Origin of the sequence: Methylobacterium planeticum (assembly GCF_008806345.1) — a bacterium.
In the GTDB taxonomy this organism is placed as follows: Bacteria; Pseudomonadota; Alphaproteobacteria; order Rhizobiales; family Beijerinckiaceae; genus Methylobacterium; species Methylobacterium planeticum.
Window position 1 is genome coordinate 1 of the sequence record NZ_VZZJ01000057.1, and the last position, 10,125, is coordinate 10,125.

The following is a 10,125-nucleotide window of genomic DNA, read 5'->3' on the forward strand; positions in this document are numbered from 1 at the left end:
CCATCGTCCACCTCTGCTGCGGACAGCGTCCGCTAACGAGGTGTCTCGCTCAACCGTAGAGCGCAGGATCGCCGTGTAGACCGCGTGCCCATCCTCGTCCCGCGCGACCACAGTGAATGTTTGCCGGTCGCCATCCTTCGGGATATCGTCCCTGGCGACGTCCGGCAGGACCCTCATCGCCGCTCCGCGAACCGCAGCGAGGTCGGCGCACTCCGTGCCCTCGTCGTCCCGGTCCTGCGGCGAGCCGGCAGATGTGATGTCGAAAAAGTAGCGCGGCACCAACAACTCCACCCGAGACAGAGCCATACGCCGTGAATGGCGTTCAAGGCTCAACCTCCTGAAGCGGCGTCTTGATCCCTGACGCACTCAAGGCGGAGTAACCGGCCACAAGACGCTAGCCGTTGGAGCGGCTTAGGCAGCCCGCTTCTCCAGATGCAGGTAGGTCGGATCAAACTCCGAGGCACGCATAAGCTCATCCCAGGCCTGGATCACAAGCGTGCTGCCGCGCAGGCTAATCAGGCCCTTTCCGCGCATCTCCTGCAACACACGGTTGGTGTGCACATTCGAAAGCCCCAGCGCATCGCCGAGGTCGACTTGCGTGATCGGCCACGGACAGCGGTGGTCGCCGGCAAGGTCGACCGCTTCGAGCTTGAGGTACATCTCGCAGAACAGATGCGCGATCCGCCCGAAGGCTGACTTGCGGCCCATGCCGATCATCCACTCGCGGAAGATCGCCGCATCGACCAGCGTGTCCCGCCAGAGCACCTCTCCGATCCTGGGAAAGCGCGTCGACAACTCCCGCATGCTCTCGTGCGGGATGTAGGCCACCGTGGCTTGGGTGATCGTCCCGAGGCTGTGATCCATGGTGTGCAGATGCAGGCTCTGCAGGTCGGGGATGTCGCCGGGAATGTGGAAGGAGAAGATCTGCCGGCGGCCCTCGCTGAGCATCTTGTAGCGGCAGGTCCAGCCATCGAGGATGAGACAGCATTGCGAGGGCTTGTCGCCGTCGTGCACGATGTCCTGCCGGGGAGCAAGGATGCGCGTTCTGGCCGGCAGACTGAGGATCGCCTGACGCTCTTCGTCTGAGAGGGTGGCGATGCTCTGCAGCTTGTGAACGAGCGTGTTCAAGGAGTGGGTGTCAGGAGCAGAAGGCATGAGGCTTCGCCGCGCGCTGCAGGCGGAAGCGCACGGCTCTCCCAGTCACCAGCCCCTGTGTCAGATCCGCTGGTGATGGAACCAACCTAGAACACAAGTGAAGACCAGCCACCTACATAGGTGAGCTAAGCCATTGCGCTCTGCATCTTTTTGCACGATCGCCTGCAGAAAGCGGAACCTCGGCGACCTAAGCGGTCGAACGAGGCACCATCCACTCACCGACGAGCGACAGGGTGGCGACGTAGAGGACGGTGCCGTTCTCATCCCGGATCGAGGCCGTGAAGGTGCGGCGCTCTCCATCGGGCAGCTTCTGCCGTGCCATGTCGGGCAAGGCCCTTTGTGCCATGTTGCGCGCAGCCTCGACGCTCGCAAACTCGTGACCCACGTCATCGCGAACTGGGAAAACCCCGTCGTCGGTGTCGATGTAAAATCGTGGCATCTGCGGCTCCGCTGGAGAAAAGCGAGAGCACATGCATCCCTCAGCCGCTGACGCTTCAGAGTGTCTGTCAACGATGATCGTGCATGCCTGTAATCGTGAGGCAACACAACAACATAGACTAGCTTGAGTGGAGAAGCATTTTACCTCACGAAAGCCTGGGTTCTGCACGACTGTTGCCGTTTTCGCGCATCGTCAGGTGGAGGTACTTCGGATCGAACTCTGCAAAGGCCTTCAGCCGCCCCACGTCGGGAATGTGGAGTCTCTTGCTCTTCCAGGCGATCAGGCCCTTGGCCCTCAGCTCCTGCAACACCCGGTTCACGTGCACGCCGGAGATACCCAGCGTGTCGGCGAGATCCGTCTGCGAGATCGGGAAGTTGAAACTGTCCGCGTTCGCGCAGCCGACGATTTGCAGGCGCACCAGCATCTCGCAAAAGAAGTGGGCCATCTGCTTGTCGGCCTCGCGCTGGCCCATGTTGACGAGCCATTCCCGCAACGTGCCCTCGTCGGCCAGCGTTGCCCACCAAAGGGCGCGGGTGATGCGGGGGTGGTGAGCCGTCAGGTCATCGATGGTGGCGCGCGGGATCTCCACCGCGGTGCAGCCCCAGGGCGTGCCGATGCTGTGGTCCATCTCGCCCAGGATCGCCACGTGCAGGTCGCAGAAGTCGCCCGGCACCAGATAGGCCATGATCTGGCGCTTGCCGTTGGGGAGAAGCTTGTAGCGGCATGCGAAGCCTTCCATCACCAAGTGCACATTCTCCGGCCGCTCACTCTCAGAAGTGATGTCCTGGTGTGGCGGGATGCGTCGGGTCCGGCTGGAGAGATCCTGCAGGATGTCGCGATCAGCGTCGGTCAGACGCGCTCCGTATTCGAGCTTCATGATCAATGGGTTAGACACGGCAGCCCCTCTCGGATCGCACCAAAAGGGAGCGCTGCAGCTTCCACCTCTTGGCATGCACAATCCAATTGTAGCCAAGCCACAATTGACGTGGATCACTTATGTTAGCTGAACCGTAGCCTCTAAGGCTCTGCACAAGCGCCGCGACCATCCAGGGATCTTGGGGGTGCAGCGTTCCAATAGGGCTTGCCCGTGTGATGAAAAGCGTGGCCATTTACGACTATGCCGATCCGGCGCGAGCACCGCTTCTTCTACCCCATCGACTGGCCTCAGCTCTCAGCCGTGATCCGGTTCCGGAGGGCAGGGGGCTGCTGTGAAGGCTGCGGGCGTCCGCATGGGCAGTCGATCTACTGTCTCGATGATGGCCGGTGGTGGGACGCTTCGGTCGGCACCTGGCGCGATGCAGGTGGGCGGTCTCTCCGCGAGCCCCCGGTCATCGAGGAGCTAGCGGCCATGCGCCTGACCAAGGTGGTGCTGGCCACCGCCCACCGCGATCACGACACCACGAACAACGCGGACGCCAACCTCGCAGCCCTCTGCCAGCGCTGCCACATGCTGCACGACCGGCCCGAGCATAAGCGACGGCGATGGGCCACGCTGTTTCGTAGGAAGGCTCTTGGCGACCTCTTTCGCGGCCCTTACGTGAAGTGATGCAGAGGCGAGCGATGAGCGGTTGACGCCTCTCGGCTACTCTCCTTCTCCGGCAAGGCAGACAAGTTCCAGAAGCCGGCGCCGCTTTTCCGGATTACGAATGCGCAGGTAGGCGCGCATCAGCTCGCCGCACTCGTTCGCAGCTGCGCTGCCCACGACTGACTCGGCATTTGGTGTCTCACGCAAGCTGAAACTTGCGAGCGGCGAGCCTATCGTGTCGGCAATCAGGCGCATCAGGTGAGCGGAACGCGCCGACGACGTCTCCGATGTCGCCGCGCTCAGGCTTTCCAGCCGAGAAAGCCCATCGTCCGCTGCTTCCTCAAGAAACATCGCGGGCGGTGCCTTCGAGCCCATCGCGCGCCCCCACATTCAGTATGCCAGCCCCTGCGGTGCAGCTTAGTATCAGGTCGACGAACATACCAGGGTTGTATGCACAACTCGTTTACACTTGAGGTTGCAGTTTGGCTCGGCTCTAACATAGGGCAAAGCGTTGTTGGAGCGGACGGGGAGCGCTCGTGCCCAGACTCAAAGGCAGATTTTCACAGACGTGCCCGACCGGTTTCCAGGCCGCTTTGGACGCCTCCGACGTCATCGGCGAATGGGACTGGGACATTTCCACCGACCGCCTCAATTCAGATGCCTTGGTCGCGCTTTTGTTCAATGTCGATCCCGATCTCGCCGAGGCCGGCGCGCCGTTGGCTGAATTCGTGGCTGGCATTCATCCAGATGACCGCGACCGCATCACGACGTTAATCAGAGAGTGCGCCCGAACCGGCAGCTCTTACGTGGCCGAGTACCGCGTCTGCTCAGCGGACGGCGTGACCCGCTGGGTTCTGGCGCGTGGGCACTACGAGGTCGATGCGGCAGGCCAATCGTGCCGGGGGCGAGGCATCGTCATCGATATCACCGCGAGCCGAGTAAGCGAACATGCTTATGTCCGGAGCGGAAAGGCAGCGTCAGGCCACCCTCTAGAGCGTGCAGCGGAGCACTGCGTCGCGGCCCACGAGGCGGTGAAGGAGATCGAGGATCCGCACCTTAATCTGCTGTCGGAGATGCTGCTGCTTGAAGTCGGCCGCAAACTCGCCACGCTGGAAGGCAGCAGGCAGCGCAAGCGGATGAACTGAGCACTCGACCTGAGGGCCAGGCGTCCTCGTTCGCCAAGGACCAACCAAAGCACCTCGCTAATCAGGTGAAGAGGAGCGCGGCGAGAGCCCAACATTTAAGCATAAATGGCCTGTCTGGAGATCGCGCTTCGGCTGCAGCGTGGGGACCGTCGTTGTTCCGCTCAGCGACCCAGCGCCTTACCGCTTCGACATCGTCCAAGAGCACCGGGACGAAACCAACGGTGCAGGATCCAAACCCCATCTCGACACACCACTGCCCGGAAAAACCCGCCGCCCCGTGCAACTCGTCGCTCAGCCGCATCAGCACAGCCACAAGTTTGCCGTCCACAAAAGCGAGCAGGCCCTCACTGTCGGGGCTGCGCGTATCGATCCGAACGTGCTGCAGGGTGATGTCCGGCATTCCAGCCTTCGACTGTCAAGCTTGTTGCCCTACAACGGCCGAGCGCCCAGGCAAGTTTCACACCGAGGGTGTGTTAGATCGCGAGGCCGTCCAAGCAGAGATAGCCGGGATCGAACTCACCGAATGCCTTAAGCCGCCGGACATTGGGGATCCTCAAGGTCTGATCGCACCATACGATCAACTCCTGCGTTCGGAGAGCTTGCACCACTCGATTGATGTGGACGTGCGAAACCCCGATCGCGTCTGCCACGTCGGCCTGTGAGAGCCGAAACTCGAAGCTGTCCTCCCCGGCCATGCCTACGACCTGCAGGCTGACCAGGAGTTCGCAAATGAGGTGGGCGAAGCGCTCAGGCGCTGGGCGACTGTCGTTCACGACCCACTCCCGGGTTCGGCTTAGCTCCGTCAGCGTCACCCACCACATGGCGCGGCTGATGCCGGGGTAGGTCTGGATCAGATCGGTGAGCTGTGGCCGCGAGATGTCGGCCACCAAGCAGGGGGTTAAGGCTCCGATCTTGAGGTCACGCCCGGCTGAGATTGCGGCCGCATGAACCCAGCAGAGGTCTCCCGGTAGCACGAAGGAGATGATCCGGCGGGTACCGTCCCGCAGCACCTTGTAGCGACCCGCGATGCCACTGGTCACCAGATGCACACGTTCGGTGCCGGGGCTCGTCACGATGTCATGGCGCGCCAGGACGGCACGTCGGTTGGTGGTAAGGATCCGCAACGCGCAACGCTCGACCTCAGAAAGAATGCCGGCGTGTTCCAGCTTCCGGATGAATGGCTCGCTCATCGCTTGCCCTCCGTTTCCGACGCCGATGCCCGAGACATAACCTAAGCTTGGCGGTTGCGGTGCACAACCAGTGGGAACCGCGGGGGTGATCTGCGGCTCCTACTTGGAGCCCCATCGTTCGATCATTTCGCCGCCCCCGTAAAAAAGGAGCGCGACGAGCACCCCGAAAATCAGCGCGACGAGAATGGGTTGGCGAGCCATGGCAACCACACTGCCGATTGGCGCAACCGGAGCAGCTAAAAAATGATGAAGGAGGCCGCCTCGTGTCGTGGGAGGGTGGGTTTTCCAAAACGATTTGCGGAGTCGGGGATGCTGGTGGGACTGACGAAGGCCGTTTGCTCGCAGAACCTACGTCGCCTCCTCGGCGTCGAGGCTGCTAACGAGGATGCCCAGCAGAAGCGATCTGCGGCCATTCAGCCCCGTCGCTATGTGCCTCATTCCCGCAACGCACACCCTTCGGCCCGCGACTTCATCTCGATGGCTCAGACCGCCCTGAGGATCAGTCTGCATTCCAGTCGCTGATCAGCTTTGAGTGGGGCGGGCGGCTCACTGCAGAGTGGCAGAGCCGCTGGACCGCTCCTCCCCTGCCTCAGGAGCCAAGCGTGTTAAATGGCCAACTGTCGGCTCGCTGAGGCCCCCAGCGTTGGTGAACGTGACGAGCGTCATGAGGGCCAGCATCTCTGCCTCGCCATACGTCATCTGAACGCCGGTCATCACGCTCGCTGTGCCTCTCAGCGCGTGAGCAGCCTCGCGGAAGGCCGGGTCGTGCTTCAGCTTGTCGTGGCGTGTCATGGAGATCTCCAGCAGGTGGTCAAACCAAGCCGAGAGGCGAGACCTGTGACGTTGCTTTAGCTACCGTCTCCGAAAAGACGGGCCGTCCCAAAGGACGGCCCAAGTCTAAGGAGGAAATGCGCAATGAGCGCGGCAATCCCGTAAGGCCATCACGGGGTACGTAGGACCAACCACGCATAGCTTAGTGCAGTTCCGCGAAAATAGTTTCACCAAGCAGGCGCGCCGAGATTACGGCCATTTATTCACATAGATTGAAAATCTGGACAATCAGAGAGCAATCTAGCTCTCAGCGGTCGGCATAATTTCTAACCCTTGTTGTGACAACTTCTCAAGTGCGTTGACGAGCTGCTCCAACGCCCGCGTGATCCGCTCTGGCATCGGCTCGTTGTCCGCTGGAGGAAAGGCTTGAGCGAGCACCCTGTTCAGAGCGAGCAGCACGAGTTCTTGCTGCAATGTGGAGGGGCTTAACGCGTGTCTGAGCATGGCGCGAACCACTGACGGGGTAACCTGGGTTAACCAACCTCAAGGTTGCGCTGCGCGTCAACGTACAACTGGAAATGCATGTCGAATTCGCGCTTGCCGTTGCGTAGACGCACAGGGCAGCATGACATGCGCCTCTTCATCCCAGCGCCAGTCACCGGCCCTTCTCGGGCACCCCCTCAATCGTGCGAGGCCGTTGATTTGCCGCTACGCCGCGGCCCGCCGCTCGATCTCTGCCTTTAGACCGTCGATGATGATGTGGAGGTCCAAGGGCCATCCCTTATCGCCTCTCTCGTGTGGCTCACCGCCTACCATCAGCACCATGGTCGCGACCCAGTCCTCGTTCTCCTCCGGCGTCAGGTCAGACCCCTTCGCCCAGCGTGGGGGAGGCACGGGGTCATCACCTCGCCAGATGACCGGGAAGCCCTGGCTCGGACGTGCCCGACCAGCCTCAACCTCCGCTGCTTGTCGGCGATCGATGTCTTCCATGTCGTAACCGAACACCCAGAGGGCAGGCTTGTCCGGCGCCATCGTCGGCCTCATCGCTTCTAGTTTCCTCAGGCGGGCTTCATGCGAGCGCATGGGCGGCCTCCTCCTCGGCTCGACCTTCCAAGTCGAGCGCTATCACCTTGTCCAAAAGGCTGCCTGTCTGGTTCGCCTTCTCGCGGGCGGCGACCGCCGCGGCGGCGAGGCTGCCGAACTCCGCAATGGCCTCGCGTTCGATCCTGGCATCCAGCTCGGCGCTCTCGGCAGCGGTCATGGGCGGCCGCTTCTCCAGCCGCTCTAGACGCTCCTCGTGGGTCTCTTGGCGCTCCTGTCGGCCCTGTTCGAGCTTCGCGAGGCGGCTCTCAATCACGCGGTTCATGACAGGCGCCCCTCCGTCGTGCCGACCGTCTGGCCCGTAACGAGGATGGTGGGCCAATGGGGCATGTGCGTTCCGTTCGCGAGGCGGGCTGCGAGCTGGCGTTCCGCATCCTCCTTGTCGGGGGCGAAGATGAGCGTGGCGCCCATCGGCAGATCCGCCTGGTCCTTCGTCTCCAATCGGCGCAGGCGGTGTTCCAGAGTCGTGCTGATCATGATGCTGCGGCCTCCAACCGCGATAGGCGTTCGTGAAGGTCGGTCGCCTCGATGGCCTTCACGTGGGCGTCGATGGATTTGCTGATGTCCGCGGCTTCCGAGGGAGTCAGTTCGCCCGAGGCGACAGCCTCCAACAGGGCGCCTGTGGCCTTCGGCAGATCGGCCGTCGTCTCGATGGGCGGCAGTTCGAATAGGACAGGGCGGTCTCTCCGAACCGGCATCAATCGGTCCAGGCACATCCGCAGGGCCTGCGGGTCACCATCTATCGCGAGATCGATGGCCTTGCGGGTGATGGTCTCGGCCTCCCCGTCCAGCAGCGCTTCAAGCGCAATGGTCATGCGGTTGCGAGCCCCCCTCGGCTTCCCAGCCGGGTTGCCGCTCTGGCCCTTCTCGAATGCTTTGCCCCTGGTACTCATGGCTCAATCTACTTTGGTATCGCCCTAGCGGACTATCAACGTTCAGACGTAGCTTTATCGCTGAAAATACAGCGGGATTACAGCGGGACGATCTATTGCATCCAGCGCAGACAGCCGTCTGTCTCGCATTGGCCGTGAACGTGCCCGTTGCTCGCGTCCCTCGCCCAATGCAGCCGGCTGGCGCAGGTAGGGCAGGGGATCTCGCCCGACTCTCCCGGCTCGTCCGCGATCAGGGCGAAGGCACGCTGCACAGGGCTGGCTTCTGACTGAGTGCCGAGCATTAACTCCTTGGCACCCTCAGCGAGCCCCTGAAGTGCGGCCACAGCAGCCTGCTGGCGAAGCTCTCGGGCGTCGTCTCGGACTTCGAGGTTGACCGCAGAGAGTAAAGCAATCTGACGCATGGTCTCGATGCCGGCCCGGAAGGCGGCGCGCTCGCGGGGCGTCATGTCGGTGAGGTCGGTCACTGCTTCGCTCCTGCCTCGATGGTGGGGCGGTCGAACTCGTCGTAGATCTGCTTGTTGATGCGCAACCGAGCCTTGCCCGCTTCCTCCGGGCCGACGAGGCGGGCGTGGTGGCCCATGAGGGCGAACTCGCCGTACATGAGCGCCATCTCGGTCGGGTAAGAGATCAGCCATCCGAGTTCGGTTGCTGGGGCAGGGTTCGGCGCCGGGGGCGGCCTAGTGAAGGTTCGGACTTCTGTTGCCGCCGCTGCGCGGGCGAGCTTCAGCATGGCGGCTTCGACCGCCTCGGTATCTTGCTCGGGCGGGCGGGGCGCGTTCATGCGGCGCCTTGCGGAGCTAAGGGAGCGGAGGGCGGTTGGACACTCTCCCGAAAAGCATAATGATCGTGTGGAACAATCGAGTGTCCAACTCGGGAGCAAGTCATTGATCTTGCTCATCCTGCGTGCCCCTTTCCTGGGCACCATCAACCGCCTAAAGGGTTGATCCGCAAAAGCCAACAGCAAAATCAGGGACTTAGGGCTACCCGTCAGGTACACACGGGTGGTACACATGGTCCTTGCGATGTCTCGTCCCTGGCTCGATCCCGACTCCGGAATTTGGTACCTGCGCAAACGTGTACCGAAGGATCTCCAAGCCCTCGTTGGTCGAGAGGTCTACAAGGTCAGCCGTGGCACCAAAGATCCGAACGTAGCTAAGCAGCGTCACGCCAAGGCACTCGCAGATCTTGAAGTGCGTTGGGCAAATTTGCGCGCAGGGCCGAGCACGCTGTCGGAGCGAGAGGCGCATACCCTTGCCGCCAGCGTCAACGAGGATTGGCTCGCGAGGTATAGCGAGAATCCGAGTGAGCCGACGGGTTGGCGCACAGATTTGTACAGCGAACTCTGGGCAAAGACGGCACCTTGGGACATGGATCGTCCCATAGAGCAGCGATTCCGCGATCTTGCGGCCTCGCTGGTCTCGCCCGCTCGTTCACAGGAAGAATGGTGCATTAGGCTGGCAGACGAGTCCTTAGCGCATCTCGGGCGGCGAGTTGATGAGGCAGGTCGGATCAGGCTTGCTCGAGCGGTGGCTAACGCGATCCAGCGCGCGAGCCTCACTCTCGAACGTGCCGCCCATGGCGACTACCCCGTCCAACTGAGTCACAACGAGAACGTGGGTTCTGACGCGCCAACTATACTGCCGAGTCCAGCACCAAGCACCGCGGTTACGCTGTCAGTCGCGACGCCGACGAACCTCGCCCTCACGGGGCTTTTCGAAGGGTGGTGGAAAGAAGCGCAGGTCGCGGGTCGTAAGACGAGCACCCATGAAAGCTACAGTCACACAATCAAAAATCTCATTGCTTTCCTCAGCCATGACGACGCCACGCGTGTCACCGGCGATGGAGTTGACCCGATTTGTGGTCCACCACCTATGCAAGTTCTCGGGCTGTGACAGCTTGGTTGGCG

The 10,125-nt window shown here is 62.1% G+C and carries 17 protein-coding genes; 3 read left to right on the plus strand and 14 right to left on the minus strand.

Annotated elements, in window-relative coordinates; genetic code table 11:
- The 4 genes from F6X51_RS28410 to F6X51_RS27100 all read right to left on the minus strand — a co-directional run.
- Window positions 1-279, minus strand: a 279-nt coding sequence (locus F6X51_RS28410) for a DUF6894 family protein (RefSeq protein ID WP_322098536.1), incomplete at its 3' end; no start/stop codon positions are given.
- Window positions 280-411: 132 nt separating this feature from the next.
- A complete protein-coding gene (locus F6X51_RS27090; protein WP_322098537.1) occupies window positions 412-1,128 on the minus strand; it encodes a Crp/Fnr family transcriptional regulator in 717 nt (238 codons plus the stop codon).
- A gap of 214 nt (window positions 1,129-1,342) precedes the next feature.
- A complete protein-coding gene (locus tag F6X51_RS27095; protein ID WP_150967110.1) occupies window positions 1,343-1,594 on the minus strand; it encodes a DUF6894 family protein in 252 nt (83 codons plus the stop codon).
- 145 nt (window positions 1,595-1,739) lie between these two features.
- Window positions 1,740-2,471: a Crp/Fnr family transcriptional regulator gene (locus tag F6X51_RS27100; RefSeq protein WP_246697026.1), complete on the minus strand. Its 732-nt coding sequence runs from the start codon at window positions 2,469-2,471 to the stop codon at window positions 1,740-1,742.
- 240 nt (window positions 2,472-2,711) lie between these two features.
- Between F6X51_RS27100 and F6X51_RS27105 the strand changes: the two genes are divergently transcribed.
- Window positions 2,712-3,140 (plus strand): hypothetical protein, encoded by a 429-nt coding sequence (locus F6X51_RS27105; RefSeq protein WP_150967114.1) that lies wholly within the window; start codon window positions 2,712-2,714, stop codon window positions 3,138-3,140.
- Window positions 3,141-3,176: 36 nt separating this feature from the next.
- Here the strand turns inward: F6X51_RS27105 and F6X51_RS27110 are convergent, their stop codons facing one another.
- Window positions 3,177-3,494 carry a hypothetical protein gene (locus tag F6X51_RS27110; RefSeq protein ID WP_150967116.1) on the minus strand — a complete coding sequence of 106 codons (318 nt, stop codon included), beginning with the start codon at window positions 3,492-3,494 and terminating at the stop codon, window positions 3,177-3,179.
- A gap of 161 nt (window positions 3,495-3,655) precedes the next feature.
- Here F6X51_RS27110 and F6X51_RS27115 point away from each other — a divergent pair, with 161 nt between their 5' ends.
- Entirely contained in the window at window positions 3,656-4,264 is a 609-nt protein-coding gene (locus tag F6X51_RS27115; protein ID WP_150967118.1) for a PAS domain-containing protein, read from the plus strand.
- 61 nt (window positions 4,265-4,325) lie between these two features.
- Here F6X51_RS27115 and F6X51_RS27120 read toward each other — a convergent pair whose 3' ends face one another.
- The 9 genes from F6X51_RS27120 to F6X51_RS27160 all read right to left on the minus strand — a co-directional run bounded on the left by F6X51_RS27120 (window position 4,326) and on the right by F6X51_RS27160 (window position 9,000).
- Entirely contained in the window at window positions 4,326-4,664 is a 339-nt protein-coding gene (locus tag F6X51_RS27120) for a hypothetical protein (protein WP_150967120.1), read from the minus strand.
- Between the two features lie 73 nt (window positions 4,665-4,737).
- Window positions 4,738-5,454, minus strand: a complete 717-nt coding sequence (locus F6X51_RS27125; protein WP_150967122.1) for a Crp/Fnr family transcriptional regulator — start codon at window positions 5,452-5,454, stop codon at window positions 4,738-4,740.
- 546 nt (window positions 5,455-6,000) lie between these two features.
- Window positions 6,001-6,246, minus strand: coding sequence for a hypothetical protein (locus F6X51_RS27130; RefSeq protein WP_150967124.1), 246 nt, complete (start codon window positions 6,244-6,246; stop codon window positions 6,001-6,003).
- A gap of 687 nt (window positions 6,247-6,933) precedes the next feature.
- Window positions 6,934-7,269, minus strand: a complete 336-nt coding sequence (locus F6X51_RS27135) for a hypothetical protein (protein WP_150967126.1) — start codon at window positions 7,267-7,269, stop codon at window positions 6,934-6,936.
- 25 nt (window positions 7,270-7,294) lie between these two features.
- Window positions 7,295-7,591 carry a hypothetical protein gene (locus F6X51_RS27140; RefSeq protein WP_150967128.1) on the minus strand — a complete coding sequence of 99 codons (297 nt, stop codon included), beginning with the start codon at window positions 7,589-7,591 and terminating at the stop codon, window positions 7,295-7,297.
- The gene (locus F6X51_RS27145) at window positions 7,588-7,803 is read right to left on the minus strand and encodes a hypothetical protein (protein WP_150967131.1); all 216 of its coding nucleotides are present in this window, start codon (window positions 7,801-7,803) and stop codon (window positions 7,588-7,590) included. The genes F6X51_RS27140 and F6X51_RS27145 overlap by 4 nt, the downstream gene beginning before the upstream one ends.
- Complete coding sequence (locus tag F6X51_RS27150) at window positions 7,800-8,219, minus strand: DUF5681 domain-containing protein (RefSeq protein WP_150967133.1); 420 nt, start codon at window positions 8,217-8,219, stop codon at window positions 7,800-7,802. Before F6X51_RS27150 ends, F6X51_RS27145 begins: the two co-directional genes overlap by 4 nt.
- 92 nt (window positions 8,220-8,311) lie before the next feature.
- Complete coding sequence (locus F6X51_RS27155) at window positions 8,312-8,683, minus strand: hypothetical protein (protein ID WP_246697027.1); 372 nt, start codon at window positions 8,681-8,683, stop codon at window positions 8,312-8,314.
- Complete coding sequence (locus F6X51_RS27160) at window positions 8,680-9,000, minus strand: hypothetical protein (protein WP_150967135.1); 321 nt, start codon at window positions 8,998-9,000, stop codon at window positions 8,680-8,682. The genes F6X51_RS27155 and F6X51_RS27160 overlap by 4 nt, the downstream gene beginning before the upstream one ends.
- A 229-nt stretch (window positions 9,001-9,229) precedes the next feature.
- Here F6X51_RS27160 and F6X51_RS27165 point away from each other — a divergent pair, with 229 nt between their 5' ends.
- Window positions 9,230-10,111, plus strand: a complete 882-nt coding sequence (locus F6X51_RS27165; RefSeq protein ID WP_150967137.1) for a DUF6538 domain-containing protein — start codon at window positions 9,230-9,232, stop codon at window positions 10,109-10,111.
- The last annotated feature ends 14 nt before the right edge of the window (window positions 10,112-10,125 follow it).

Coding starts and splice junctions, on each gene's coding strand:
- F6X51_RS27095 (WP_150967110.1), bottom strand. CDS start 1,594: ATGCCACGATTTTACATCGACACCGACGACGGGGTTTTCCCAGTTCGC.
- F6X51_RS27100 (WP_246697026.1), bottom strand. CDS start 2,471: ATGAAGCTCGAATACGGAGCGCGTCTGACCGACGCTGATCGCGACATC.
- F6X51_RS27105 (WP_150967114.1), top strand. CDS start 2,712: ATGCCGATCCGGCGCGAGCACCGCTTCTTCTACCCCATCGACTGGCCT.
- F6X51_RS27110 (WP_150967116.1), bottom strand. CDS start 3,494: ATGGGCTCGAAGGCACCGCCCGCGATGTTTCTTGAGGAAGCAGCGGAC.
- F6X51_RS27120 (WP_150967120.1), bottom strand. CDS start 4,664: ATGCCGGACATCACCCTGCAGCACGTTCGGATCGATACGCGCAGCCCC.
- F6X51_RS27125 (WP_150967122.1), bottom strand. CDS start 5,454: ATGAGCGAGCCATTCATCCGGAAGCTGGAACACGCCGGCATTCTTTCT.
- F6X51_RS27130 (WP_150967124.1), bottom strand. CDS start 6,246: ATGACACGCCACGACAAGCTGAAGCACGACCCGGCCTTCCGCGAGGCT.
- F6X51_RS27135 (WP_150967126.1), bottom strand. CDS start 7,269: ATGAGGCCGACGATGGCGCCGGACAAGCCTGCCCTCTGGGTGTTCGGT.
- F6X51_RS27140 (WP_150967128.1), bottom strand. CDS start 7,591: ATGAACCGCGTGATTGAGAGCCGCCTCGCGAAGCTCGAACAGGGCCGA.
- F6X51_RS27145 (WP_150967131.1), bottom strand. CDS start 7,803: ATGATCAGCACGACTCTGGAACACCGCCTGCGCCGATTGGAGACGAAG.
- F6X51_RS27150 (WP_150967133.1), bottom strand. CDS start 8,219: ATGAGTACCAGGGGCAAAGCATTCGAGAAGGGCCAGAGCGGCAACCCG.
- F6X51_RS27160 (WP_150967135.1), bottom strand. CDS start 9,000: ATGAACGCGCCCCGCCCGCCCGAGCAAGATACCGAGGCGGTCGAAGCC.
- F6X51_RS27165 (WP_150967137.1), top strand. CDS start 9,230: ATGGTCCTTGCGATGTCTCGTCCCTGGCTCGATCCCGACTCCGGAATT.